This window comes from Nonomuraea sp. NPDC026600 (assembly GCF_040638335.1).
Taxonomy (GTDB): Bacteria; Actinomycetota; Actinomycetes; order Streptosporangiales; family Streptosporangiaceae; genus Nonomuraea.
This window is the reverse complement of the sequence record NZ_JBEZYD010000004.1, coordinates 91,567-115,940: the sequence shown is the minus strand read 5'-3', so window position 1 is coordinate 115,940 and position 24,374 is coordinate 91,567. Positions and strand designations below refer to the sequence as shown.

Below are 24,374 nucleotides of genomic sequence, written 5' to 3'. Positions count from 1 at the left end.
CGGACGTCGGTCTCCGCGGCGGCCTTCCGGGCGCACGCCACGGAGATCGCCGGGCTATCCAAGAAGTCGCTGACCCCGGGTGTACGACACCACGATCATCAAGCTGTACGTCGCGTTCGAGACCTCGAGCGACCCCATGACGCTCACCACCAACCCGGAGGCACATGGATGGCTCGGCATCGCCGTTTGATCGAACGCTCGTGGACCTGTCTGGTTGTCCGAGGACAAGGACGGAGGTCCAGCGAGCACGAAAGAGCTGCCTTAGCCGCCCAGGCGGATGATCCCCCGCGTGGCCGCCACGGTCACGGCGGCGGTGCGGTCGTCGACGTCGAGCTTGGCGAAGATGTGCAGCAGGTGGGTCTTGACCGTGGCCTCGCTGATGCACAGATGGGCGGCAATGGCCTTGTTGCTCATCCCCTGGGAGACCGCGCCCAGGACCTCGATCTCCCGGCCGCTGAGGGCGCCGGGCGCGTCGGCGCGCGCCCACGACAACACCCGGGTCGCGATCGCCGGCGACAGGGCGCTCTCCCCTCGGGCCGCCGCCCTGATGGCGTCGAACAGCTGCTCACGGCGGGTGTCCTTGAGCAGGTAGCCGATCGCTCCGGCGTCGATGGCACGGGAGATGTCGCTGTCGGTGTCATAGGTGGTCAGGACGATCACCCTGGCGCCGGGGTCGTGCTCGCGGATCCGGCTGATCGCTGCCGCGCCGTCGAGCTCGGGCATCTGCAGGTCCATCAGCGTGACATCCGGCCGCAGGTCACGCGCCAGCCGTACCGCGTCCGAGCCTGAGACCGCCTCGCCGACCACCTCCAGATCGTCCTGGGTGCCGAGCATCGCCCGGATGCCGTCACGGACCACCGGGTGGTCGTCGGCGATCAGGACCCGGATCGCGACCCGCACGGTCATCGCGCCACCGCCGGGAGGCTGGCCACGACCGTGGTGCCCTCCCCGGACATGCTTTCCACGAGGAGCGTGCCGCCGAGTTGCTCCATCCGCTCAAGCATGATCAACAGGCCGTGGCCGGCGGCGGCCCGCTCGGGATCGAAGCCGTCGCCGTCGTCGTGGACATCCAGCACGACCAGGTCCTCCATGTACGACAGGGTCAGGGTGACCTGCTCGGCATGGGCGTGGCGGCGGGCGTTGGCCAGCGCCTCCTGCGCCACCCGCAGCAGTTCCCCCTGGATGTGCGCGTCCAGGGGGCGTAGCGCCCCGGTGATCACGGTGCGCGCGTCGATGCCGGTCTCGTCGGACAGCCGGCCGGACAGCCGCCGCAGCGCCTCCGGCAGGCCGCCGTCGTCGAGCTCGCCGGGCCGCAGCGCCCGCACCACGCGGCGGCTCTCCGCGAGGTTCTCCCTGGCCGCCCGCAACGCCTGGGTCAGGTGCCGGTCGTCCGGCAACCGCTCCTGCGCCGCCTCCAGCAGCATCACCACGCTGGCGAACCCCTGGGTCAGGCTGTCGTGGATGTCGCGAGCCAGCCGCTGCCGTTCGGCGGCCACGCCCGCCTGCCGTTCGGCCGCCGCCCGCGCCTCCTGGGCGGCCTGCAACTGGTCGATCAGCTCCTTGCGCCCGGCGCTCTGCCGGGCCACCGAATAGAAGTACCCGACCGAGGTGGCCGCGCTGATCGCGATCAGCGCGGTGATGGCGATCTCGGTCCAGGTGATCGACCCGCCTTCGTGGTAGCTGTGCCACAACCAGCCTCCGGCGCACGACAGCACCGCGACCAGCCCGACGCGCACGGCGTCCATGCAGTACGGCACGAGCACGCTCAGGCAGACCACAAGGAAGGACGAGTCGATCGCGAACAGCCCCAGCCAGAGCAACCCGCCGCCGACCACGTACGGCAGGGGCACCTCACCCGCGGGAGGCGTGCGCAGCACGAACCACACCGCATACCAGGCGGCCAGCCCGGCCACGAGCGCCACCGGCAGGACCTGACCCACCTCCATCAGCGGCCCGGCCGAGGTCAGCACCAGCCACGAGGCGAAGAAGGCGTGCTGCCACCGCCGCCGGAACCGCTCCCAGGACTCCACAGCACCGACGATAATCAGCCACCCGCCGGTCCGGCATCAACCAGTCGACTGACCCGGCTATCGGTGTCCCGCTCGATGTGCGCGCAGCCACCCCGGAACCAGACTCGACGGCGTGACAGCCATCCCCAGCCCGTCCCAAGCCGTCTGGTACCTCGGCCCGCTGCCCATCCGCGCCTACTCCCTGCTCATGGTGCTCGCCGTCGCCGTCGGCATCTGGGTCACCCAGCGCCGCTGGACCGCCCGCGGCGGCGAGCGTGGCGCGATCGAGGACATCGCCGCCTGGGCCGTGCCGTTCGGCGTGCTCGGTGCGCGGATCTACCACGTGGCCACCGACTGGCAGCAGTACTTCGGCCCCGGCAAGGATCCCCTGCGCGCCTTCGCGATCTGGGAGGGCGGGATCAGCATCTGGGGCGCCGTCGCCGGCGGCGCGCTGGGCGCGTGGCTGGCCTGCCGCCGGCGCGGCATCCCCCTGCGCGACTTCGCCGACGCCGTCGCGCCCGGGATCGCCCTCGGGCAGGCGATCGCCCGCTGGGGCAATTGGTTCAACCAGGAGTTGTACGGCAGGCCGACCACCCTGCCCTGGGCGCTGGAGATCGACCCCGCCCACCGGCCGCCGGGCATGGAATCCACGGCTACCTACCACCCGACCTTCCTTTACGAGTCGCTGTGGGACCTGGGCGTGGCCGGCCTCGTCCTCTGGGCCGAGCGACGCTTCCGGCTGGACCGTGGCCGGGCGTTCGCCCTGTACGCCGCGGCCTACACCGCCGGCCGCGCCTGGATCGAGTGGCTACGCGTGGATCCCGCCCCTCACATCCTCGGGCTGCGCTTCAACGTCTGGACCGCACTGCTGGTCTTCGGGGCGGCGGTCACCTACCTGACCGCCACCCGCCAGACGCCGACCACCGACCGCCTGCCTGCGGGACGAGGTTGACCGGGCTCTTGGCGCCCAGGGTCCCATAGTGCGATCAGCGGGCTTCGTAGCTGTTGATCTCGCCGACCTTGGCGTTCGACCTCATCGAGGAGGGATGACTGCTCTCATATGAGTGACGGCCGGCGCGGGCTCGCGATCGTCATCTTTCTCAACGGCGGCTGGGACCTGATGGCCGATCAGCCGGGCTCACCCGTGAGCGATCTTCGCCTCGGCCGCTGGATCGGGTCTCTCTCACCCTGAAGGGGGCCGAGGGTGGGCGCCGCCGACCCGGGGCAGGACGGCACCACATTCGGCCAGACCTTCTGCTGATCCAACCTGGAAAGGTGCTGGATATCAGCAGACCGTCCAGAAGCGGGCGTCCCAGCGGCTGCCAACCCCGGTGTCGTTGATCCTGCTCGGCGCCATGCTTGAGTTAAGAGGTCCCGCGCCTGCTCGTGCGACTGGGCGATCACGGGAGCGGGGTCGAGCACGTCGATGCCATACACCTGGACCATCAGGTCATCGCGCATGAGCAGCGGCTTGGGCGGGGCGACGGCCATTCCAGCTTGGTCAGCTCGACGTAGAACTGCTGCGGAGCGGCGTACCCGAAGCCGGCGACACCAGCCAGAGGACCCCGCTCCGTGCTTGCACTCTCTTCGACGATCATCTGGATGATGATCGCTGGTCCGGGTGAATGTCACCAGTCCCTTTGTCGACAGCTAACGCGGACCTCGGTGCGACAGCGCCGGCCGGCCTGACTTGCCTCGAGCAACCAGGCTGTTGGGCGCGCGGGCGCCGGCGGGGGCGTCGTAGAAGTCGATCCGGCGAGACATCGTCAGCTTTCTTCGGCCTGGCGCTCAGTGCCGGTGTCGAAGAATGTGCTCAGGTAGTTCTCTGGTGTGAGGTCGCTGTCACGCAGCAGGGAGAAGACTTCCGCGCCGGGCTGGATCGCTTCATCACTCAGGTGGTAGGCCTGTGCCAGGTTCAGGTAGTCGAACGGGCCGGCCTCGCAGTACTCGGCGGCCTCCTGTTCGGCCAGTTCGATGGCCTCCTCCTGGGAAGTGGCCCGCCAGACGGTGATGCGTTCCTCGTAGCTGTCGTACGGCTCCCGCCAGCGGAAGATGCACCGCACCGCGTACCAATCGGCCTTGCTCTTCTTCGGCTTCTTGCCCCGTTTGCGCATTTGAGGAGCTTATCGGGGGTGGCGTCGGCCCAGGCTCGTTCGAAGCTCTCGACGTCGCCGCCCTCGACCTTCTGGGGGTGGAAGACGAGAGCGTTGGCGGCGGTCGTGCCGTACATGTGGGGAGCTGATCGTCGGCGCGGTAGATCGAGTTGTAGAGCACCCGTGCGGTGCAATCGGATCTCGACGTTCTCCCGCCCGCACAAAGGCCGGTAGAGGACCAGGACGTTGCTGATCCGGGCGGCCATTCCGTCGTCGATGCCCTCTCGCGCAGTATCCTCACGATCCCGGCATCGTCGGCGAGAAAGAGTCCGCCGTAGACAAGGATGCCGATGTCCTGAGACGCCTCGGCGAACAGTCGTCCCTCGGGACGGCCCAGCGGTGCGGATACACCCGCACCAATTCACTCTCCGACGCTGACGCCCCTGCGTGACCCACCGCTCCGCCGTTTTCGGGTCCACCTGGACCGCCTCGACGCTGAGCCCTTCCCCTTCAAGATCGAAGAGCCGGTAAATGTCCGGTCGCTTGTCCTGGCTAAGAAGGTGTTGGCAGGTCGAATATCGGTATACGCGAGACAGGTGAGTCTGCCGCGAGGCGCGGAAGGAGGAATGTCGATCGGCCTGATTTGGTCAACGGGGTCGGACATGATTCTGCGTCGCTGGAACGTAAGACGGACAAGACCATCGTATGAAGACCATGGGGACAGTGTCAGCGGTCATGGCTACAACCGTGTTGGCATCAGCCATGGCCGCCTTCTCTGCAGAAGCGCATGGGTTTAACGCATCAGGAGACGAGTTTGTTTTCGTGGACCTCAGAACCGAGCGCGGCCATTCGTACGGAAAGTTCACTCTTCTGGGTGGCGGGCATAGTGCATCCGATCCGACCCGTCGATCGACGAAAGCGAAGCTTTGGGATGCCGAAGCGGCCCGCTCGTCTGCGTGGCGGCACATTCGCTTGAGGCAATTCCAAGATCAGCCCGCCGCTCCAGTTGCATCCATCATCGCATCAGCCCAAATCTGTCCGGAGGAAAACGGATGACTTCAACTCGACGGAGGCGATATGCCTTCACAAGAATCATTATTTTATCGGTGGCCGTACTGGTCGCCGCGCTCGGCCTCGGCCCGGCCGCGTCCGCTGCCCCGCAATCAGCTGATGCGACCGCGGCCGCGTGTTCTGGCGACGCCTGCGCCGGTCAGGACCCAGAGGCCCAGGGGTGCGACACCGATGCCCATACTCTCGACGATCTCGTAGTGCGCGACTCTCTCGCTTCCAGAGCGTATCTCGTCGAGCACCGGTATTCGCCGGCCTGTCAAGCAAGCTGGACCCGCATATCGGTCCGCGATGATCAGCCGGATTGCCTGTTCGGCGGCCAGCAGGCTTGGCACGAGGCGATCATCGGAGTCGGCGGCGCCCCTCAAGTGGTCAAAACCGCACCGGTAACCACAGGACCAGTCTGCTCTGCGAACACGACGATGATGAGCAGGGCCGCAGGAAGGCTGTACCGGGCGTGTGCCCACAATGGCGGCTCTGACGGCCTTGACTACTGCACCGAATGGACCACCAGGATCGGGCCGAAAGATCGGACCTCGGATTTCAGCGGTGACGGCGCTGCTGACGTCCTGGGTGTGGATGCAGCCGGTGGTCTGTGGTACTACCCCAACAACGGCACCGCCCTCAACAGCGCTAACCGGGTGAAGCTCGGTACCGGCTGGGGTGACTGGGGGCAGGTGATGGCGGCCGACTTCAGCGGTGACGGCGCTGCTGACGTCCTGGGTGTGGATGCAGCCGGTGGTCTGTGGTACTACCCCAACAACGGCACCGCCCTCAACAGCGCCAACCGGGTGAAGCTCGGCACCGGCTGGGGCGACTGGAAGCAGGTGATGGCCGCTGACTTCAGCGGCGACGGCTCCGCCGACGTCCTGGGAGTGGACGGCGCAGGCGACCTGTACTACTACCCGAACAACCACTATTCCCTCAACACCGCCAACCGGGTGAAGCTCGGCACCGGCTGGGGCGACTGGGGGCAGGTGATGGCGGCCGACTTCAGCGGCGACGGCGCTGCTGACGTCCTGGGCGTGGATGCAGCGGGCGACCTGTGGTACTACCCCAACAACGGCACCGCCCTCAACAGCGCCAACCGGGTGAAACTTGGGACCGGCTGGGGCAGCTTCCGGCACGTGTTCGCCGCCGACTTCAGCGGCGACGGCCACGCCGACGTCCTCGGCGTCGACAGCGTGGGCGACCTGTACTACTACCCCAACAATGGCAACGCCCTCAACGTCGGCAACCGGGTGAAGCTCGGCACCGGCTGGGGCGACTGGCGACACGTCTTCTAAGCGCCTGAAGACCTCCTCTTCGCGGCAGCCGCCGACTCGAATGTCTGCGGCTGCCTCCCAACCCCGGCGTCGGCGGGTCGTCCTTGTCATCAGCCGGTTCGGTCAGCCGCGGATGCAGCACAACGCTTGAGCGATTCCGCCCCTCAGCCGTGCATGCCCGAAAATCTCTCATCACCCTTCTTGTTGTGGTGGGCGCCGGTTCCCGCGATCGCCGAGCCCCCGAAGCCGCCGCCCCAGAGTGATCTGGCCGTCCCGGCCGCGCCGGCTGTCGCGCCGCAGAGCATCGACTCGGCCAAACGGGCCGAGGTGCTGGGCGGCGGCTCGGAGAAGTCGTCCGATCGGGCCGTGACCACCGCGGGTGACACCACCGGCTTCCACGTGCCGGTGGCCGACTCCAAGGACGGCTACCGGTGGCGGACGGCGGCCTCCCTGTCGGAGCCCGGTTTCGACACCGACGCGTGGATCGGCAACATCTGCGTGACCGCCTCCGGGCAGAAGGCTGTGATCGTCCAGCCGTAGAGCGGCATTCCAGAAGTCTCAAATTTAGGTTAGCCTAACCTTGCAACGCGCGGCGGATGGTCGGCTGCGCTTGACAGCCTCCAGCGGATGCCTGCTCTCAGCGGTTGTAGCCATGCGGCGAAAGGAACCGATCGTGGTCAAGACCAACATCAGGGCTGTCCGTGTCAAACCCGAAGTGTCCGAACCGCTCATCCTGCGGGTGCAGCGCACGGCGCAGATCTCTCCGCACTTCGTGCGGATAACCTTCGGTGACGGCGACATCGAGCGGTTCACCCCCATGGGTTACGACCAGTGGTTCCGCCTGTTCATCCCCGCCCCCGGCAAGCCGCTGCCACGCCTTCCGGACAAGCTGACCGTGGCGTCCTACCTGAGATACCTGACGATCTCCAAGCAGGACCGCCCGATCCTGCGCAGCTACAGCGTGCGGGCCTACCGCTCCGAAGGCCCCGAGATCGACGTGGACTTCGTCCTGCACGACCCGCGTGCGGGCCACAGCCCGGGACCGGCCGCCTCCTGGGCGCGGACATGCCGGCCAGCCGATCAGGTGGCGATCCTCGACGAAGGGGTGACCTTCAACCTTCCTGCCGACACCAGCAGCGTGCTGCTCGTGGCCGACGAGAGCGGCCTACCGGCCATAGCGGGCATCCTTGCTTCACTGCCGCGTGATATCAGCGGTCGCGCCTTGGGCGAGCAGGCTCTGCCCGTTGGTCTTCGCCGCCACTGGATCGCGGCGGGCCTGCCGAAGGATCGGATCGTGTTCTGCGGCTACTGGCGGGCCGGCCGAGGATGAGCCGGGCCACTGTTTCACGTATCGACGAGCCAACGTGGCTGCTCTCGACCAGCCGCCCGGCACCTACTTGGAGATCATAGGAATGCCGACCGAGCATGAGGAGTTGGGCCACGTTCAGGGCCGGTCAGAGTGGGTGACCACTCGCGACGGGCGGCGCCTGCACGCCATGGTCCTGACCGGGCCCGGCCCGCGCACCCCGACCGTCGTGTTCGAAGCCGGGGCTGCCGCCACCCGCTCGTCCTGGGCGCTCGTCCAACCTGCCGTGGGAGCATTCGCCCGTGCGATCGTCTACGACCGCTCCGGCCTCGGCCGCTCCGTCCCCGACCCCGTCTCCCGGACGCTCCAGCGTATGGCCGACGACCTGATCGATCTCCTCGACCACTACGGACAAGGACCCTTCATCCTTGTCGGCCACAGCGCCGGCGGCCCCATCGTCCGCCTCGCCGCTGCCGGCCGAGCCGACCGAATCGCTGGCCTCGTACTCGTCGACCCCACCGACGAAGCCGCCGACGTACTGTTCACTCCTGCCTTCCGCCGCGTGGAACGCGCCGCTATCCGCGTCAACATGCTCTTGGCGCGTACGCGCCTGCTCGCGTGGGCCTACCGATTCACGATCTCGGCGCTGCCCGACGACGCCCGACGCGACATGCGGCGCGAGGGCTTCACCATCGGCGTCGTGCACACCCATGCCGCCCAAGCCCGCACCTTCCTTGACGAACTCGCCACCTGGCGCACCACCCCGCCCAGCCTCGGCGACATTCCCATCACCGTCATCTCCGGGGGCCGCGCCGGAGACGGCATGCCCACCCGGCTCCGTGCCCAAGCCAACGCCTCCCACGCCCACCGCGTCAGGCAGTCCGTGAACGGACGCCACGTTATTGCTGAACACTCCGGCCACTACATTCCGCTCACCGAACCCGGCGTCATCATTGAGGAGATCAACCGCCTCGCCCGGGTCACGGCGACGGGTTGACGCCCAGGACGACGCTCCTCCGGCGGGAACTGCGGCGCCCCTTCGCCAAAGGCGAGTGGGCTTGATCCGGTTTGACGCACATCCCATTACGGCAAGCCGCGTGAGGCACTACTTCCGGCGGCCGACCGATCGGGGCGCTCGTCCAGTTCGCGGAGACTCCGTCGGGCCTTAGCGAGGCCAGCGCGGACCGCTCGCAGTGCTGACCGGCTTGCGCAGCAGAGCCCCGACGCTGATGCCGCGCCACTACCTCCGGCACGTCGCCCGTGCTGTCGCACCAGCCGACGAGCCCGCTGTAGAAGCCGCGTTCCACCGGCTCCAAGGTGCTGATGAGGCGGCGCGTCTCGGCTTCGGGGGTGCCGCACACGGCCGGTGTGGGGTGCAGCGCGGCCAGGTCTTCGGTCACCCACACATAACCGCAGTTCGGGGCACGTAGCCCAATATTCGAGCGGTACACCTTACGGACCTGCGGTATGTCGCGAGTATGTCGGCCATCGTGCGACCTGGGCGGCGTTCCCATAGATCTCCATCACTTTGCGTGTTGGGCGGCTACCTAGCGTGTGCGCAGGTGTTTGGATCATGATGCACGCGCGGTCCCTCCGCGGTGCGTCTGATCGGAGCCGACGCAAAGGAGAGATGACGATGAACTCGGGCATCTCACGTCCCTTGATGATGGCGGCGCGGGTGTTGGTGGCGCTGTCGCTGACCGCCCTGCCGGGCACAGCCGCGGCATCCACCCCGCACCCAGGAAGCGTGGATGAAGGTGGCGGCGGGTCGGTCTCCGGACCGCGCGAGAAGGTGCGGGAACTGCGGTTGCCGACCGTGGCGGAGCCCAAGACGGCGCCCCGATCGGCCCGTTCGAAAGGGGCGGTCGCCGGTCGTCAGATCGTTCACTACGGTCCGATGACGGTGCCGGCGGGCATGGTGTGGCGGCAGTGGGTCTACTGCCCGTCCGGGATGCGGGCGGTGAACGGCGGGGAGTCCAACTCCAGCCCCGGCGGGGTCCGCCTCATCCACACCGGCCCGCTCACGCCGAGCACCGCCGCGGGCTGGATCGTGAATGTCCGGAACCTCTCCGGCAGCTCCGCGAGCATGACCGTCTACGCGGTCTGCGACTCCAACGTCAGCGACTACCTCTTCACCGAGGGCGCACATCGGATCGCCGAGCCCGGCGTCTACCGCGCCGCCTCCGCGACGTGCACCGACGGCCGCAAGGCCGTGGGCGGAGGGTTCTGGCCGGTGCCCAACACCGTGAACGCTCCCGCCCTCGCGCCGGACTCCACCGGAGACACCTGGACCAACTACGTGCGTAACACCGGTGTCGAGAACGTGGACGTGTGGCCGTACGCCGTCTGCGTGCGAGGCACCGGGCCCTACCAGGTCGTGGAGGGCCAACTCGGCACCGTCGGAGTGGGTGAGCTCCGCTCGGCCACGGCGACCTGCCCGTCGGGCTGGCGTCTCATCGGCGGTGGCGTGCTCCAGCCGCACAACAGCCCGGTGGGCGCCGTCACCGACACCTACCCGGAGTCGGACTCCTCCTGGCAGTCCTACGTCTACAACGACTCGCCGTACGAGACGAGAATCCAGGGCATCGCCTTCTGTACCTTCTGACGTGCATCGGTGTGTGCGGCCCAGGGGCCGCACACACCACTCTGTGCTTCCACGGAGATCCCTTTCCTTGCCTGCCGGCCGCCAGGGACTTCGGGGGGTCGAGTGCGGTTCGGTCCCGAAGACCGGATCCTTATGAACGATGGCGCAAGCGAACTTGAACTGCATGGACGAATTTTCGGCAGGCACAGAGCTCTACCCGACCCTGCCGAGGTCGACAGCACGGTCATCCGACATGATCACCTCGGCGGCCTGATCCATGAAATACGCGCAGGTCGCTTAGCACGGCCGAGTTTCTGGCACCCACAGGCGCGATCTCGGGATCCCGGTCGGGGTGCCGGTCCTGGTGGTCGAGCGGAGCGGGAAGGCCGCCGAGGTGCTTCCCGCCGATCGGAAGATCGTCCGGATCACTTTCGGGGAGTAGGCCCGCGCCCGGTCGCGTACTTCCGCGAGGTTCCGCAGGGCTTTGCGCTGTCATTTTGTGCTGTCACAGGGGCACGACCGTTGATCAATCTTAGGGTGTTTTCCCTGGTAAGGAGGTAGTAGGGCGCCCGGGGCTCGAACCCGGAACCTACGGATTAAAAGTCCGCAGCTCTGCCAATTGAGCTAACGCCCCCAGCAACAGCAAGGGTACAGAGATTACCGCCCCCCACGCGACGCCCTTTCGCCCCCTCACCGGTAAGCCGCGAGCCCCGTCAGCGCCTCGCCCAGCACCAGTGTGTGGATCTCCTGGGTGCCTTCGTAGGTGAGCACGCTCTCCAGGTTGTTCATATGCCTGATCACAGGGTACTCCAGCGTGATCCCGTTCCCGCCCAAGATCGTCCGAGCTTGGCGGGCGATGTCCAGTGCCGCCCGTACGTTGGCCAGTTTGCCGAAGCTGATCTGCCGGGGCTCCAGCTTTCCGGCTTCCTTCAGGGCGCCCAGATGCAGGGCCGTCAGGCCCGCCTGGGCCGTCCCGACGTACATCCACGCGAGTTTCTCCTGCGTCAGCTGGAACGCCCCGATCGGCTTGTCGAACTGGATGCGTGTCTTCGCGTATGAGACCGCTGCCTCCAGGCAGGCGCGGGCCGCGCCCACGACGCCCCAGATGATGCCGAAGCGGGCTTCTGAGAGGCAGGAGAGAGGGCCTTTGAGGCCGGACACCTCGGGAAGTACGGCGGAGGCGGGCAGGCGTACGTCGTCGAAGTACAGGGACGAGGTGATGGAGGCCCTAAGGGATAGCTTCTTGTGGATCTCAGGGGCGGAGAAGCCGGGCGTATCGGTCGGTACGACGAAGCCGCGGATGCCGTCGTCGGTCTGGGCCCATACGACGGCCACGTCGGCGATCGAGCCGTTGGTGATCCACATCTTGGAGCCGTTCAGGATCCAGTCGGAGCCGTCTCGCTTGGCGTACGTGCGCATGTTCGCGGGGTCGGAGCCGTGGTCGGGCTCGGTCAGGCCGAAACAGCCGATCGCCTCACCGGCGGCCATCGCGGGCAGCCATTGATCTTTCTGCTCGGAGGACCCATAACGCCAGATGGGGAACATCGCCAGCGATCCCTGAACCGAGACGAAGGACCGCAAACCCGAGTCTCCGGCTTCCAGCTCGCGGCAGGCCACGCCGTACGAGATGGCGTCCGTGCCGGCGCAGCCGTACCCCTTGAGGTGCATGCCGAGCAGGCCGAGCGAGCCGAGTGCGGGCGCGAGTTCGCGGGCGGGGAAGGTGGCCTGCTCGAACCAGTCGCCGACGTACGGCAGGACGCGGTCGTCGACGAAGGACCTGACCGTGTCGCGGATCAGCCTCTGGTCGCCGTCGAGCTGGTCGTCCAGGCGCAGCAGATCGTCCATCGAGCGTCCTTCCGTGACGAAGGGCCGTAAGGGCCTACCAGGGTTCTACCAGGGGGAATCCTGATGCGCGAACGCCGGGCCGAAGGGCAGTCTTGAGGCATGAGCGAATACAACGTCAAGAAGCTTCGTCGGACCAACAACGGCCGGATCGTCGCGGGTGTCTGCTCGGGTATCGGGGAGTACGTCGGCATCGACGCCAACCTGATCAGAATCGGCCTGGCGATCGTCACGCTGTTCGGTGGGCTCGGGGTCGGCGTGTACGTGGCCGGCTGGCTGCTCATGCCGGAAGAGGGCCGGGACACCTCGATCGTCCAGGACCTGTTCGACAAGCAGCAGGCCAAGTCCACCTGGCAGGACCACACCGACTACAGCGGCGAGCAGAAGCCGCAGCAGTGATCAGGTGGGGGCGGGGGTCTCGACGCGGGACTCGGACCAGAGGATGGCGAGCACGGCCGCGGCCGTCACACCGATGACGCCGGCCAGCGCGACCACCGGCTCTGGGCCGAGTCTCTCCGCGGCGAACCCGCCGATCAGGATCCCGATCCCCTGTACGGCCATGAGCCCCGACTGCACCAGGCCGAACGCCTGACCGCGTCGTTCCGCCGGTACGCACTGGACGAAAGCGGCATTCGCCGCGAGCTGGTACGCCCCGCCGACCCCCGACAGGAACCACGCGGCCAGCACCACGGCCAACGGTGGCCGCAGCGCGGTCACGACCAGCGGCAGACAGCTCAACATGGCCATCCACCCCATCATGCGCAGGCGCCGCGGCGGCGTGACGAACCTGCTGAAGAAGAACGCCCCCACCGCGGTCCCCGTCGGCATCGCCGCCATCAGCAGCCCGGTGACCACCGGGAGTGACAGGGTGCCGGTGCTGAGCTTCGCCGCATAGGGGACGGCCAGGCCCTCCGGCAGGATGTAGAAGCCGCAGAGCCACGCGAAGAGCACAAGGGTGCGGAGTTTTCGGTCGCCGAAGACGAGAAGGGCGCCCGCCCTGGTCATGGCCCACATCGACGGCCTGGCGCCGTCGCGGGCGGCCGCTGGACGTGGTCGTACGCGGATGACCAGGATCAACGCGGAGCCCAGGAACGTGATCGCGTCGAGCGCGAGCGCGCGGTAGGGACCTATCGTGGCGATCATCGCGCCGCCGGCCGCGAAACCGAGCATCTGGATGCCCTGGTTCGTCATGTTCTGCAAGGCGGAGCCGACGACGTACCGGTCACCTTCGAGCACCTCGGGCAGCAGTGCCGCGCGCGCGGCCGAGAACGGCGCGCTGAGCAGCACCACGAGGAACACCAGCCCGCACAGCACGGGGAACGGAACCCCCGGGAGCGCCATCACGCCCACCAGGGCCGCGCGGATCAGGTCGCACGTCATCATGACGCCCCTGCGCGCGAACCGGTCGGCCAGGCCGGCCAGCAGCGGGCCGCCGACGATCGTCGGCAGGTAGGTCAGCGCGTAGACGGCCGCGGTCGCCAGCGGTGATCGGGTGCGGTCATAGACAAGTACGGCCAGTGCCACCTGGGCGAGCTGGTCACCGAGCAGGGAGAGGCCCTGGCCGTACCAGAGCGCGCGAAACTCCCTGATGGCGATGACCTCGCCGTATGTGGCTTGGCGTTGGAGGGCGCGGCGATGCCGTCCCAGCAGCCGTCGCGTCCGCATGGCCCCCATTGGACTCCGCTGTGCCTGACTCAGAGTGCTCGCTATGTCACCTAAGGTGCCCGATCATTTGACGGCCCGCAACCCAAAGAAGCCAACCCATTGCGAACGGTTACCAGCCTAGTTCATGGAGCCGGGCGTCATCGATGCCGAAGTGGTGCCCGACCTCGTGGACGACCGTTATGCGTACTTCGTCGACCACGTCGTCTTCCGTATCGCAAATCTGGCATATCGGATTCCGGTAGATCTCAATGCGGTCGGGCAGGACTGCGGAGTACCAGTCGCCGCGCTCTGTGAGGGGGATCCCGGTGTACAGGCCCAACAGGTTGGGTTCGGGCGCATCGTCGACGACCGTGACGACGACATTGCTCATCGCCCGGGTCAGACCTGGGGGAATCGTGTCCAGCGCCTCGGCTACGAGTTCCTCGAACTTCTCCCGCGAAACCTCGATCACCCTTGCCATTCTGCCCCGCTGGTCGGGTAAGCAAGAAACTGTATGAAGTTCACTGACAGATTGACGGCAGTCCTCCAGTCCCGGGTGTCCAGGGTCGTGGCCGTCCTCATCGTGGCCGCGGTGGGCGCCTGGCTCGGCATTTTCCTCAGCGGGACCCTCAAGGCTCAGATCGGTCCGGTAGAGACGGGTATGTCGCTCCGGCCCGCCTGGGACGGCGAGACGGTCGTGGACGCCAGCCCGCTGGGCACGCTCACGTTCCGCACTCACGACGCCCCGCTAAGGCTCCGCATCTCGCTCGAGAACATCGACCAGGAACGTGCCAAGGCGCTCCTCGAGGACCCGCGCCTGGCGGACCGGCTGCCGGAGATCATCGAGCGCGACCTGCTGGACGGTGTCCGCTTGCTGCTGATCCGCTCGATGCTGTGCGCGGGGGCGGGGGCGCTGATCGCGAGCCTGCTGGTGTTCAGGCGGCCGCGGGTGGCGTTGCTCGGCCTGCTGGCCGCCTCGGTGGCGCTGGCCGGCACGAGCGCGTTCGCCGCGCTCACGTTCCGCCCCAATTCGCTCGTCGAGCCCAGATACTCGGGCCTGATCGCGGCCGCGCCGTCGCTGGTGGGCAGCGCGGAGTCGATCGTGACGAAGTTCGAGTCGTACCGGTCGCAGCTCACCAAGCTGGTCACGAACGTCTCGAAGCTGTACGACACGGTGTCGAACCTGCCGTTGTACGACGCGGACCCCAGATCCATCCGTGTCCTCCACGTCTCGGACATCCACATCAACCCGATCGCCTGGAACGTCATCCGCTCCCTGAAGGACCAGTTCAAGGTCGACATGATCATCGATACGGGCGACATTTCCGACCACGGCACCAAAGCCGAGAACAAGTTCGTCGACGAGATCGCCACCCTTGGCGTCCCTTACGTCTACGTTCGCGGCAACCACGACTCGATGATCACTCAGAAAGCGGTCGCCAAGCAGAAGAACGCCGTAGTTCTGGATGACAAGACCCAGAAGGTGGCAGGCCTGAACATCTACGGCCTGGGCGATCCCCGCTTCACCCCCGACAAGACCGTCGTCGTCGACTCGGACCCGGCCGTTCTGGCGCAGTTCGGCCGCTCACGCGTGCCGCGGATGGGGAAACCGGACGTGGTCGCCGTCCACGACCCGGAGGTCGGCCGCGGTTTCTCCGGCGCCACGCCGATCATCCTCGCAGGTCACACCCACGAACGATCGACGACCGTGCTGCCCACGGGCACCCGACTGCTGGTCCAGGGCTCTACGGGCGGCGCCGGCCTGCGTGCCCTCGAACACCCCCAGCCGACCCCCGTACAGGCCTCCGTCATGTACTTCGACAAGGAGACCAGACGCCTGCAGGCCTGGGACGACATCACGCTCGGCGGCCTCGGGGAGCAGTCGGTGTACATCCAGCGTCACGTGGAGCGTGACCCTGGACGTATGATTTCTCCAGCGCCAACGAACGCCCCGTCGCCAACGGGATCGATCACTGGCACGACAACGCCGGCCGCCGGTCCGCCACTTTGGCATCAGGGGCAATCGTCCCCTATGCTTCAGAGGTCTCCGACGGAAGGCGACAGGGAAAGTTCCTGAGCCCCCATCGTCTAGCGGCCTAGGACACCGCCCTTTCAAGGCGGCGGCACGGGTTCGAATCCCGTTGGGGGCACCGCAAAGCGCACCAAAAAACGGTTGGTCGAAGGCCACCGAAGAACTGGTAAGCTAAGCGAGTCGCAAAGCAAGAAAGCAAGGTCCTGTAGAGCAGTTTGGAGTGCTCGCCACCCTGTCAAGGTGGAGGTCGCGGGTTCAAGTCCCGTCAGGACCGCTCTGGGTCAGGTAGCTCAGTTGGTACGAGCGTCCGCCTGAAAAGCGGAAGGTCGGCAGTTCGACCCTGCCCCTGACCACATTTTTTTTGCCCCGAACGGATCATCGTTCGGGGCTTTTTGATCTTCTGGGACGGTTCATGGGGCGCGTGGATTCCGTCCGGCCGAAATTCTTTCTGATCGACGAGGATGATCGGGTTCTGCCTCGATGCGGACGGCTTCTTCGCTGACCCGAGCGAGGACGTCACGGTCGAGCCCTTCCCCTCCGCGGCTCGGGTGGACATCGTCGCTCTGTGGGGGTCCGACAGCCCCTGACAAGGGCCTTGGGGGAGGCTCCACCCTATTTCGAGATCATCCAGACGATCTTCGCCGAACACGATCTGGAGGTGGCCTCGTACACCGCCTGCGGCAGGCCGAGGCAGCGTGCGAGACCGTGCCGGACGCAGAGCCTTGTGGCCCCGCGCGGGCAGGGCATCAAGGCGGAGGGGAGCCCGGGGCTGTACAGCCGCCCCGGACCCCGCCCCAGCTTGCTTCGTGGTCAGGCGGTGGCGCCGCCGTCGATGACGAGGTCGTGGCCGACGGCGAATCCGGACTCGGAGGAGGCGAGCCACAGCACGGTGGAGGTGACCTCGTCGAGTGTGCCGACCCTGCCGAGCGGAATATACGGAGCCATACGGGCGTCGCGTTCCTCGCGGCTCTCGCCGGGCAGCGAGGACATCGGGGCGTCGCTGGCTCCGGGGCTGACCGCGTTGATACGGATGCCGTCATCGATGTGGTCGAGTGCCGCGGCGCGGGTCAGGAAGCTCACACCCGCCTTGGAAGTGGCGTACGCGCTCGCCCCGCGAAGCCTGCGATGGGCTCCGATGTTGGAGGAGGTGTTGACGATCGTGCCGCCGCCATGGGAGCGCATGTGCTGGATCTCGTACTTCATCGACAGGAACACGCCGGTCAGGTTGACGTCCAGCACGTTACGCCAGCCGTCGACGTCGAGGTCGGCGAGCGGCGCGGCCTGGCCGAAGACACCGGCGTTGTTGTGCGCGACGTGCAGGCCGCCGTGACGCTCCACGGTCGTCGCCACCATCCGGGCGACGTCCTCCTGCCTGGTGACGTCGGCGATGACGAGGCTCGCTCGCCCGTTCTCGGCCTCGATCAGCTTGACCGTCTGGTCGAGGTTCTCCGCGTCACGTCCGGAGACGACGACGGTGGCGCCCTCACGGGCGAAGGCGCGGGCGGTCGCCCGGCCGATGCCGGAGCCGCCGCCGGTGACGAGGACGACCTTGTCGATGAATCGAGCGGTCATGATGTTCTCCTTCTTAATCGAGGGCTTAATCGAGGGCTTTGTCGGGGGCTTTATCGAGGGGTGCGCAGGAGCAGGGCTGCGATCGGGGCCATGAGGATGAAGGCGACAGCGGCGATGGCGAGCGCGAAGCCGTAGCCGGAGGTGGCGTCACCGGCTTGTGCGGCGGCCAGCGACACCAGGACGGCGAGGCCGAGAGTCGGTCCGATCTCCATCGCCGTGTTGACCACGCCACCGGCGAGCCCGGCCTGCTCGTCGGGCACGTCGGTGACCGCGGCCACGGTCGCGCCGGCGAACGTCAGGGCGATGCCGAACGGCAGGACCAGCAGGCCGGCGATGAGGGCGCCGTCGAACCTGCCGACCAGGAACAGTCCGGCGGCGGCCGTGATCAGGCCGGTCGTGAGAACGATCCGGACGCCGAAGCGCGCGAGCAGCCGCCCGGCGACCGAGCCCGTACCGATCAGAACCGCGCCGTACGGCAGGAACGCGGCAGAGGTCAGCAGCGGAGACAGGCCGCGAACCTGCTGGAGATGCAGGGAGAGGAAGAAGAAACTGGTGGCCATGCCCGCCGAGCCGAGGACGATCGCCGCCAGGGCGACGGCTCTTCGCGGTGCGGCGAAGAACGCCGGCGGCACCAGGGGGGCGGCCGTACGGGACTCCACGATCATGAAGGCGAGCAGCAGGACGGCTCCGCCGATGAGCGGGCCGTACGAGCTCTCCACCAGCCCGTAGCTCAGTGTGGAGAGTCCTGCTGTCACCAGTACGGCGCCGAGGATGTCGATGCGAGCACGCGGTACCGGCCGATCGGCGGGGAGCAGCCGGGGTGCCGCCACGATGGCGAGGGCCGTGGCGATCAACGGCACGCCGAATGCCCACCGCCATGACGCCCACTCGGCGAACACACCGGACAGCAGCATGCCCCCGGTCGCACCGATGCCCGCCAGACCGCCCCAGACGGCGGTGGCCCGGGCCCGCCTGTGAGGGTCGGGAAAGAGCACACCGAGCAGCGCCATTGCCGAGGGAGCCGCCAGGGCGGCGCCGACGCCCTGGGCGAACCGCGCGGTGAGGAGAAGGGCGAGCCCCGGGGCCAGGGCGGCCGCGGCCGAGGAGACCCCGAACAGGCCGAGGCCCAGCATGAGCACCCGGCGCCTGCCGTACAGGTCCGCCAGCCTGCCGCCGAGCAGGAGCAACCCGCTGAACGCCAGCCCGTACGCCGTGCTGACCAGCGCCAGGTCGCCACCGCTGAGCCGCAGCTCATCCTGGATCGCCGGCAGAGCGACGGCGACGACGGTGATGCCCGAGATCAGCATGATCTGGACGGTGCCGAGCAGCGCGAAGGCGGGGGCGGTCGGCCTGGTGGGTGCGGGCGGGACGGCCACGGGGGTGGTCACGGACTCCTCTTTTCCAGATCGATCGTTCCAGTATGAAGACGCGAAAATGCGCCGTTTCACGGCGTGAAGGGGCCGCGCCAGAGGAGGTCGGGGCTAGTCGAGAGCGCGCAGCGCCTGGGCGGCGGCGTCGTAGAGGCGCTCGGGGTCGTTGGAGCTCTTGCCGATGACCCGCATGCCCTGCATCAAGGTCAGCAGGAAGCGGGCGAGCGCCCGAGGGTCCTTCTCCTCGGCCAGCTCACCCTGGGCGCGGGCCCTGGTCAGCGCCGAGGTCAGCGTGGTCTCGATGTAATCCCAGTTGGACTCCACGCGCCGGGCCAGCACGGGGTCGTGCGGCGCCACCTCCACGGCGGTGTTGACCACCAGGCAGCCGAGGCGTTTCTCGTCGTGCGCGGATTCATCGGCGAACCGCTCGACCAGCGCGCGTACGGCGGGCAGCACCGGCCCCGGCTGTGACAGCAGGCCGATGAAGTCGATGCCGTTCTGCAGGTAGCGCTCGTAGGCCTTCAGGTAGAGGTCGCGCTTGTTGCCGAAGGTGGCGTAGATGCTGGCTCTGCCGATCCCCAGGTGCTCGACGAGGTCGGCCATCGACGTCGCCTCGTACCCCCGCTCCCAGAACAGCTCCAGGGCTGCCTGCAGCGCCACGTCAGGATCGAACTCCTTGGTCCTTGCCACGGCGCCGAGCCTACGGTTTTCTAGAACGACCTGTCAAATATGGATCACTTCTGACGTCTCCAGAGCTTGCCCGTCGCCAGGTCGAGGTAGTAGACGCGTTTGCTGTTGTAGGTGCGGACCAGGAAGGGGCCCTCCTTCGACCAGCCAAGGCCGATGTCGAGGAAGTCGGCGTCGGGGATTTTGGGAACAACGCTGGACACACGCTTGCCGGTCCGTGGGTCGAAGGTCTCAACAAGCGTCTCATCGCCTCGGACGACCACGAAGCGGCTTCCGTCCGATCGAAGGTGGTACGTGTCCTCGGGAGCAACATTCTTGATCTTCCTGAGGGGGAGGGCCATTCTCGTCTTTCCCCGATGGTCCAGAACGAGCACCTGAGACGCCGTCGTGACCACGATCCCGCTCTCGTTGAGGTCATGGACCTGTTGAGCGCCGGGGATCGACAGCGTGGTCCAGGTCCTGGTGTCGATGATCTGCGCGCTGTTCTTGGCCAGGGCGACATACCTGCTCTGGACGGCGAACGTGGGCGTGGGCACCACAGTGTCAGCCAGGCTGCCGGTGAGGTAATGGATGCCCCCGGCGTCCTGATACACCATGCGGCGATCGTGTCTGCCCAGGTAGACGACGGCCTTCTTGTCGGGGCTGCGGACGAACGGCGCCCGCTGGGGTGCTCCGCCTTTTCCGACGATGTACGGCGCGGCCTGGGAAAATAGCGCCTCGTTCACCAGCCATGACCGGCAGGGGTCGTCCATCTGATTGGTCCACGCGCAGGTAGGCCCCTTGTATTTGTCCACCGTCTCGAAAGTCCCCATATGTTCTGGAAACGACTTGGGCATCGAGTATTCGGGCAGTTCGCGTTGTGGTGGTTGCCCAGGGATGAGCAGTGCCCCTGACAGGACGGTCGCGGTTCCCGCGAGGTAGAGGGTCCGTGTCGACCATTGGCCGATGGCGAGTTCGGCTTGGGCTATGTCATCCGAGGCTTCAGGCGCCGGTCTGGCGCTCAGTTTCCGGGCGGCAAGTGGTACGGCTGCCGCCACGACAATCACGATGACGGCATGGGCCAGACGAGCCGGAGTGGCGCCCTGGGTCACCAGTAGATAGCCGTCTGCCACCACGGCGCCGCCCAAACCGAGCAGCCATGCTTGCCGATAGATATTCGCGTCGTCGTGAGCATGAAGTACCGGGACCGGCAGTCGTACATCGCGGAAGACGGAAACGGCACACCACCCCAGGACCAGATAGAACAGGTCATTGGTGAGGCAGGCCAAGGGAACAGCGAGGGTGAGGGCGATCAGCCGCCACCGGCGCAAGCCGGAGAAATGGTCGATGATCTGGCGGGCGTTGGTCTCTGTGACGGAAAGGCCAATCAGCGCGGCGAACGTGTTGAGTCGCTCTCGCGTGACCGGAACGGCTGCCGTCAGCAGGGTGATGGCGGAGACTACCCAAGCGATCATCGGAGGTATCGTCACGAAGTGACACCATATATGGTTCTATATCGTGAGTTCGGACGATATATGGCAGCAATTTGGCATCGCCACGTGGCGTGCCCGGCGTGCGCGATTACTGGTCGTGGTGTTCATTTGGCTGTCGCTCGTGATTATCGCCGCGGCCCCGTGGTGGTCAGCGGCGATTACACCGCATATCCGGTGGGAGATCGACCCGTTCTTCGTCCATGCGGACGTGGACGAGAATGGTGTCCTGTCCACCAGGGCGTTCATCGAGTTCGAAAACGAGGGACTGGCGCCCGTCACCCTCACCGATATCTCGGCGGAAATGCCGGGCCTCCGCTTGCTGCCCGCTGACAAGGCGGACGAGGAAAGTTCCGTGGTCACCCTGGAGGGCGGTAGCTCGGCGACCATGCATAGGCGCATCGTCATCACTGACTGCGCGGCTGTGCCACACGAGCCCCAGCCGATGCGCTTCACTTACCGAACCTGGACGGGTTCAGGGTCAGCGGAGGCGCCGGGGGGCTCATGGCAGCTGACAGGACCCACGGGAAGTATCCCGCTCGCCTGGCAGCGGGCTCTCGCCGACGACGTGTGCAACGACGCGGTGAGCCCGCGTTGGCCCTGACCGTCAGCTCATCCGTGGACAATTGGAAGGTTGCGCCGTATGCCGCCCGTCTCGAAGATCGCCCTCGGTTTCGTGTTCGCGTTCGGTGCCCTCCGTTTCAATGGCTTCGACCTGCTGTTCGACCCCGTCGGATGGGGATTGTGCGCGGCCGGACTGGCCGAGCTGCAGCGATCCGTCGACGACCCCTTCAGCCGGGCCAGGTCCTTTGCCGTCGCTGTGGCGTGCACGTCGTTTGTCGCCCTGATCGCGTTCGGCGAGCCCTCGAGCCATCCCCTGACGGTTCTCTCCTTCTCGCACGTGGTCGGCCTCGTCAACACGGTCGGTGCCTTGGTCACCGTCTGGCTGGTGGTTGACGCCGTCATCAGACGGATTCGTCCCTATGAAGACAGCTCCAGGGTCACCCTCCTCGACGTGCTGCGCTGGGCCGTGGTCAGTCTGGGAGTGCTCGGCCTGTTGTCCGGGTACGGCTACGCCGACCTGGGAGTTGTCACGCCCATCGCCTGGTTCGCGACCGTCGTGGCCCTGATCGTCGTGCTCTACCGTTCGGCCGGCCTGCCGTCCCTGTCCCCGACGTGGGCAGCCGTGGCCGATCGCGTGCCGTGACGAGCGCTGCTACTGGGTCGTGCAGACGGTTCCGTTGAGGGTGAAGACGGCAGGCAGCACGTTCGGGCCGTTGTAGTTGCCGACGAAGCCGATCGAGGTCGACCCGCCGGTGGGCAGCGAGCCGTTTCCGGCCTCGTTGACGGCCTTGACGTCCGATCCGTTCTGCGTCCAGACGGCGCTCCAGCCGCTGCCCAGGCTCTGCCACGTTCGGGGCCAGCCGAAGTTCAGGGTCCAGCCGTTGATCGGCGCGCCGTTGTTGGTGATGTCGATGGTGCCGACGTAGCCGCTGGCCCAGTCGGTCTGGATGGTCAGCCGTACCGCGCAGGCGCTGGAAGCGGGTGTGCCGGTGGTGAACGTCAGCGGCGGGGAGGCCCACGAGAGGCCGCCGCCACTGTCCCGGGCGAGCACGTTGAGCGTGTAGCGGGTGCCTGGGGTGAGGTTGTTCACCGTGAGCGAGGTGCCGGCGGTCTCGCCGAGTTGCTCGCTGATGGCTCCGTTCTGGCGGTGCAGCTCGTACTTGACGATCGGGCGCGCGCCGGAGGCGGCGGTGGGCCAGGAGATCGTGGCGGTCTTGTCCGTGACGTTGGTGGCGGTCGGCTGTCCCGGCGTGCCCGGACGTCCGGTTTGGGGGGTGGAGGGGTGCAGGACGATCGTGGTCAGCGAGAGCGGCGCCAGTGTCTGGCTGGTCGCGCTTCCCGCTGTCGAACTGGTGATGCTCGTGGCGCCGTTGGTGTGCGTCAGTACGGCCGGCGCGCCGGACGCCGGGCTGAAGCCGGAGTAGCTGATCGTGACGGGGTAGGACGTGTCGGACGACTTATTGATCAACAGGACGGACAGATCCCCGTTGGGGCGGCGGGTGGCGTGCGCGGTGACCTTCGCCTGGTCGGTCGCGGCCCGGATGAACTGGTCTCCGGGGCGGGCGAACCTGCTCGTCATCTGGAGCGCGTAGTACGGCGCGAACGGTGTGTTCAGCGTCGGCTCGCAGACGCTGCCGTCGGAGGTGCACGTGGCGCTCGACAGCAGGCCGAAGTCTCCGTAATCGGTATGTCCTTCGACCTGCGTGACGTTGCCGATGCCATTGTGGACGTTCCACCAGTTGACGGTGAAGACCCCGTTCGCCAGCAGTGTCGCGTAGGCGTCGGCGGCGGCCAGCGCCCCGGGCTGCGTGTTGGTGCCGGCGCTGCTCGACCCCGTGTTGAACTCGGTCATGGCGATGCCGATCCGATCGGAGCCGGACCCGGCGTACTTCGCGATCTGCTGGCGGGTGAGCTGGATCATGTCGGGGACGTGGGCGGCCTTGTCGAGGGCGCCGGGGTACCAGTGCAGGATCACGAAGTCGATCTTCGGTCCGGCGATCGACAGGACGACCTTGTTCCAGGTGCCGTTGTCGCCGTCGGCGACGATGGCGTCGGGCCAGTTGGCGGCCGTGGTCAGCACTGCGCCGATCTTGATGGTGGGGTCGGCCGCCTTCATCGCGTCCGCGTAGGACACGACGTGGCGGGCGTACTCGGCCGGGCTCTTGTCGGCGTGGTCGTCCGCCTCCCAGGCGGAGCCGTAGTGGCCGTTGCCGTAGTTCTCGTTGCCGATCTCCCAGTACTTGACGCCGTAGCCCTTGGTGACGTTGGCGCTCCGTACCCAGGCCGCGGCCTCCTCGGCGGTGCCGGTGCCGTAGTTGGCGGTCACCATCGGCTGGGCCCCGGTGCGCCGCACACCACGCATGAAGGTGTCGAAGTCGGTGTTGGGCGCCACGTAGCCGCCGGGAGCGGTGTGGTCGGCCCAGTGGTAGATGTCCGAATAGGAGCCGCCGGGATAGCGCAGCAGCTTCACGCCGGCGTCCTTGAGCAGGTCGGCGGTCGCGTCGGTGCCCAGATTGGTGTCCCAGATCGCCTGGTTGGTGGCGATGCCGGTGTCGGGGACGGTGGCAAGCGCGGCGCGGGCGTTGACGGTCACCGCGACCGGGGTGACCTCGTCGGCGTACGCCGCGGGGATGTTCAGGGCGGTCAGCGTCAGCAGGACGGCGGACGCTGCTCTTAGTGAGAATTTCGGCATCGGCGCACCTCACCATGGATAGCGGCATTCACTCGACGCCTCCTTCCGACCCAGGAGGCATCATGATCGTGAGGGGTGGCGCCAGGCCCGTCAAACAACGGTGAAACTTTCACAATGACCGATGGGAAAAGTCCAGCTCATTCACTGAGGCATCGTCGGAGGTAAGTAATTATCAAC

25 protein-coding genes and 4 tRNA genes are annotated in these 24,374 nt (G+C 67.1%); 15 read left to right on the top strand and 14 right to left on the bottom strand.

The genetic code is table 11. The features are described 5' to 3' along the window. Positions 1–261: 261 nt before the first annotated feature. Complete coding sequence (locus AB0F17_RS10780) at positions 262–906, bottom strand: response regulator transcription factor (protein WP_358019636.1); 645 nt, start codon at positions 904–906, stop codon at positions 262–264. Continuing rightward, positions 903–2,030, bottom strand: a complete 1,128-nt coding sequence (locus AB0F17_RS10775) for a sensor histidine kinase (protein WP_358019633.1) — start codon at positions 2,028–2,030, stop codon at positions 903–905. The genes AB0F17_RS10780 and AB0F17_RS10775 overlap by 4 nt, the downstream gene beginning before the upstream one ends. 112 nt (positions 2,031–2,142) lie before the next feature. Here AB0F17_RS10775 and lgt point away from each other — a divergent pair, with 112 nt between their 5' ends. Continuing rightward, the gene (lgt, locus tag AB0F17_RS10770) at positions 2,143–2,961 is read left to right on the top strand and encodes a prolipoprotein diacylglyceryl transferase (protein WP_358019631.1); all 819 of its coding nucleotides are present in this window, start codon (positions 2,143–2,145) and stop codon (positions 2,959–2,961) included. Between the two features lie 493 nt (positions 2,962–3,454). On the opposite strand, the gene AB0F17_RS10765 is transcribed toward lgt, so the two are convergent. Together AB0F17_RS10765 and AB0F17_RS10760 are read right to left on the bottom strand one after the other, a co-directional pair. After that, positions 3,455–3,607: a hypothetical protein gene (locus AB0F17_RS10765; RefSeq protein ID WP_358019628.1), complete on the bottom strand. Its 153-nt coding sequence runs from the start codon at positions 3,605–3,607 to the stop codon at positions 3,455–3,457. A 168-nt stretch (positions 3,608–3,775) separates the two neighbouring features. Next, entirely contained in the window at positions 3,776–4,123 is a 348-nt protein-coding gene (locus tag AB0F17_RS10760) for a hypothetical protein (RefSeq protein WP_358019625.1), read from the bottom strand. A gap of 714 nt (positions 4,124–4,837) precedes the next feature. Here AB0F17_RS10760 and AB0F17_RS10755 point away from each other — a divergent pair. The 5 genes from AB0F17_RS10755 (at position 4,838) to AB0F17_RS10735 (ending at position 8,738) form a co-directional block, all read left to right on the top strand. After that, on the top strand, positions 4,838–5,158 hold the full coding sequence (locus AB0F17_RS10755; protein ID WP_358019622.1) for a hypothetical protein: 321 nt from the start codon (positions 4,838–4,840) through the stop codon (positions 5,156–5,158). A 50-nt stretch (positions 5,159–5,208) separates the two neighbouring features. Then, a complete protein-coding gene (locus AB0F17_RS10750; protein ID WP_358019619.1) occupies positions 5,209–6,456 on the top strand; it encodes an FG-GAP-like repeat-containing protein in 1,248 nt (415 codons plus the stop codon). A 180-nt stretch (positions 6,457–6,636) separates the two neighbouring features. Further along, on the top strand, positions 6,637–6,975 hold the full coding sequence (locus AB0F17_RS10745; protein WP_358019616.1) for a hypothetical protein: 339 nt from the start codon (positions 6,637–6,639) through the stop codon (positions 6,973–6,975). 133 nt (positions 6,976–7,108) lie between these two features. After that, on the top strand, positions 7,109–7,765 hold the full coding sequence (locus AB0F17_RS10740) for a siderophore-interacting protein (RefSeq protein WP_358019613.1): 657 nt from the start codon (positions 7,109–7,111) through the stop codon (positions 7,763–7,765). 34 nt (positions 7,766–7,799) lie between these two features. After that, positions 7,800–8,738 (top strand): alpha/beta hydrolase, encoded by a 939-nt coding sequence (locus AB0F17_RS10735; RefSeq protein WP_358019610.1) that lies wholly within the window; start codon positions 7,800–7,802, stop codon positions 8,736–8,738. Here the strand turns inward: AB0F17_RS10735 and AB0F17_RS10730 are convergent. After that, positions 8,722–9,255 carry a chorismate-binding protein gene (locus AB0F17_RS10730; protein ID WP_358019607.1) on the bottom strand — a complete coding sequence of 178 codons (534 nt, stop codon included), beginning with the start codon at positions 9,253–9,255 and terminating at the stop codon, positions 8,722–8,724. The two genes, AB0F17_RS10735 and AB0F17_RS10730, sit on opposite strands and share 17 nt — an antisense overlap. A gap of 116 nt (positions 9,256–9,371) precedes the next feature. Between AB0F17_RS10730 and AB0F17_RS10725 the strand changes: the two genes are divergently transcribed. Continuing rightward, entirely contained in the window at positions 9,372–10,346 is a 975-nt protein-coding gene (locus tag AB0F17_RS10725) for a hypothetical protein (protein WP_358019604.1), read from the top strand. 540 nt (positions 10,347–10,886) lie between these two features. Here AB0F17_RS10725 and AB0F17_RS10720 read toward each other — a convergent pair. Together AB0F17_RS10720 and AB0F17_RS10715 are read right to left on the bottom strand one after the other, a co-directional pair. After that, a tRNA-Lys gene (locus AB0F17_RS10720) sits at positions 10,887–10,959 on the bottom strand. Between the two features lie 56 nt (positions 10,960–11,015). Continuing rightward, a complete protein-coding gene (locus AB0F17_RS10715) occupies positions 11,016–12,170 on the bottom strand; it encodes an acyl-CoA dehydrogenase family protein (protein ID WP_358019601.1) in 1,155 nt (384 codons plus the stop codon). A 99-nt stretch (positions 12,171–12,269) separates the two neighbouring features. Between AB0F17_RS10715 and AB0F17_RS10710 the strand changes: the two genes are divergently transcribed. Further along, the gene (locus tag AB0F17_RS10710; protein ID WP_358019598.1) at positions 12,270–12,566 is read left to right on the top strand and encodes a PspC domain-containing protein; all 297 of its coding nucleotides are present in this window, start codon (positions 12,270–12,272) and stop codon (positions 12,564–12,566) included. Here the strand turns inward: AB0F17_RS10710 and AB0F17_RS10705 are convergent, their stop codons facing one another. Then, on the bottom strand, positions 12,567–13,832 hold the full coding sequence (locus AB0F17_RS10705; RefSeq protein WP_358019595.1) for an MFS transporter: 1,266 nt from the start codon (positions 13,830–13,832) through the stop codon (positions 12,567–12,569). Positions 13,833–13,941: 109 nt separating this feature from the next. Beyond that, entirely contained in the window at positions 13,942–14,283 is a 342-nt protein-coding gene (locus AB0F17_RS10700; RefSeq protein ID WP_358019593.1) for a metallopeptidase family protein, read from the bottom strand. A gap of 60 nt (positions 14,284–14,343) precedes the next feature. Here AB0F17_RS10700 and AB0F17_RS10695 point away from each other — a divergent pair, with 60 nt between their 5' ends. The 5 genes from AB0F17_RS10695 to AB0F17_RS10675 all read left to right on the top strand — a co-directional run bounded on the left by AB0F17_RS10695 (position 14,344) and on the right by AB0F17_RS10675 (position 16,430). Continuing rightward, positions 14,344–15,888 (top strand): metallophosphoesterase, encoded by a 1,545-nt coding sequence (locus tag AB0F17_RS10695; protein ID WP_358019590.1) that lies wholly within the window; start codon positions 14,344–14,346, stop codon positions 15,886–15,888. Then, positions 15,889–15,961, top strand: a tRNA-Glu gene (locus AB0F17_RS10690). A gap of 81 nt (positions 15,962–16,042) precedes the next feature. Further along, a tRNA-Asp gene (locus AB0F17_RS10685) sits at positions 16,043–16,117 on the top strand. Between the two features lie 5 nt (positions 16,118–16,122). Continuing rightward, positions 16,123–16,196: transfer RNA gene (locus tag AB0F17_RS10680), tRNA-Phe, on the top strand. Positions 16,197–16,304: 108 nt separating this feature from the next. Beyond that, positions 16,305–16,430: a hypothetical protein gene (locus tag AB0F17_RS10675; protein ID WP_358019587.1), complete on the top strand. Its 126-nt coding sequence runs from the start codon at positions 16,305–16,307 to the stop codon at positions 16,428–16,430. Positions 16,431–16,653: 223 nt separating this feature from the next. On the opposite strand, the gene AB0F17_RS10670 is transcribed toward AB0F17_RS10675, so the two are convergent. The 4 genes from AB0F17_RS10670 to AB0F17_RS10655 all read right to left on the bottom strand — a co-directional run bounded on the left by AB0F17_RS10670 (position 16,654) and on the right by AB0F17_RS10655 (position 20,926). Next, positions 16,654–17,415, bottom strand: coding sequence for an SDR family oxidoreductase (locus AB0F17_RS10670; protein ID WP_358019584.1), 762 nt, complete (start codon positions 17,413–17,415; stop codon positions 16,654–16,656). Between the two features lie 50 nt (positions 17,416–17,465). Beyond that, entirely contained in the window at positions 17,466–18,803 is a 1,338-nt protein-coding gene (locus AB0F17_RS10665; RefSeq protein WP_358019581.1) for an MFS transporter, read from the bottom strand. Between the two features lie 93 nt (positions 18,804–18,896). Further along, positions 18,897–19,475, bottom strand: a complete 579-nt coding sequence (locus AB0F17_RS10660; RefSeq protein ID WP_358019578.1) for a TetR/AcrR family transcriptional regulator — start codon at positions 19,473–19,475, stop codon at positions 18,897–18,899. Between the two features lie 44 nt (positions 19,476–19,519). Beyond that, positions 19,520–20,926 carry a hypothetical protein gene (locus tag AB0F17_RS10655; RefSeq protein WP_358019575.1) on the bottom strand — a complete coding sequence of 469 codons (1,407 nt, stop codon included), beginning with the start codon at positions 20,924–20,926 and terminating at the stop codon, positions 19,520–19,522. A gap of 43 nt (positions 20,927–20,969) precedes the next feature. Between AB0F17_RS10655 and AB0F17_RS10650 the strand changes: the two genes are divergently transcribed. Together AB0F17_RS10650 and AB0F17_RS10645 are read left to right on the top strand one after the other, a co-directional pair. Next, positions 20,970–21,545, top strand: a complete 576-nt coding sequence (locus AB0F17_RS10650) for a hypothetical protein (RefSeq protein WP_358019572.1) — start codon at positions 20,970–20,972, stop codon at positions 21,543–21,545. 39 nt (positions 21,546–21,584) lie between these two features. Continuing rightward, positions 21,585–22,148: a hypothetical protein gene (locus AB0F17_RS10645; protein WP_358019569.1), complete on the top strand. Its 564-nt coding sequence runs from the start codon at positions 21,585–21,587 to the stop codon at positions 22,146–22,148. A 9-nt stretch (positions 22,149–22,157) separates the two neighbouring features. Here AB0F17_RS10645 and AB0F17_RS10640 read toward each other — a convergent pair whose 3' ends face one another. Further along, on the bottom strand, positions 22,158–24,197 hold the full coding sequence (locus AB0F17_RS10640; RefSeq protein WP_358019566.1) for a cellulose binding domain-containing protein: 2,040 nt from the start codon (positions 24,195–24,197) through the stop codon (positions 22,158–22,160). Positions 24,198–24,374: the final 177 nt, after the last annotated feature.

Excerpts from the sequence above, each read along its gene's own strand:
- AB0F17_RS10780 (WP_358019636.1), bottom strand. The coding sequence starts at position 906 with ATGACCGTGCGGGTCGCGATCCGGGTCCTGATCGCCGACGACCACCCG.
- AB0F17_RS10765 (WP_358019628.1), bottom strand. The coding sequence starts at position 3,607 with ATGATCGTCGAAGAGAGTGCAAGCACGGAGCGGGGTCCTCTGGCTGGT.
- AB0F17_RS10760 (WP_358019625.1), bottom strand. The coding sequence starts at position 4,123 with ATGCGCAAACGGGGCAAGAAGCCGAAGAAGAGCAAGGCCGATTGGTAC.
- AB0F17_RS10755 (WP_358019622.1), top strand. The coding sequence starts at position 4,838 with ATGGCTACAACCGTGTTGGCATCAGCCATGGCCGCCTTCTCTGCAGAA.
- AB0F17_RS10730 (WP_358019607.1), bottom strand. The coding sequence starts at position 9,255 with ATGGGAACGCCGCCCAGGTCGCACGATGGCCGACATACTCGCGACATA.
- AB0F17_RS10725 (WP_358019604.1), top strand. The coding sequence starts at position 9,372 with ATGACGATGAACTCGGGCATCTCACGTCCCTTGATGATGGCGGCGCGG.
- AB0F17_RS10715 (WP_358019601.1), bottom strand. The coding sequence starts at position 12,170 with ATGGACGATCTGCTGCGCCTGGACGACCAGCTCGACGGCGACCAGAGG.
- AB0F17_RS10710 (WP_358019598.1), top strand. The coding sequence starts at position 12,270 with ATGAGCGAATACAACGTCAAGAAGCTTCGTCGGACCAACAACGGCCGG.
- AB0F17_RS10705 (WP_358019595.1), bottom strand. The coding sequence starts at position 13,832 with ATGCGGACGCGACGGCTGCTGGGACGGCATCGCCGCGCCCTCCAACGC.
- AB0F17_RS10675 (WP_358019587.1), top strand. The coding sequence starts at position 16,305 with ATGATCGGGTTCTGCCTCGATGCGGACGGCTTCTTCGCTGACCCGAGC.
- AB0F17_RS10670 (WP_358019584.1), bottom strand. The coding sequence starts at position 17,415 with ATGACCGCTCGATTCATCGACAAGGTCGTCCTCGTCACCGGCGGCGGC.
- AB0F17_RS10655 (WP_358019575.1), bottom strand. The coding sequence starts at position 20,926 with ATGATCGCTTGGGTAGTCTCCGCCATCACCCTGCTGACGGCAGCCGTT.
- AB0F17_RS10645 (WP_358019569.1), top strand. The coding sequence starts at position 21,585 with ATGCCGCCCGTCTCGAAGATCGCCCTCGGTTTCGTGTTCGCGTTCGGT.
- AB0F17_RS10640 (WP_358019566.1), bottom strand. The coding sequence starts at position 24,197 with ATGCCGAAATTCTCACTAAGAGCAGCGTCCGCCGTCCTGCTGACGCTG.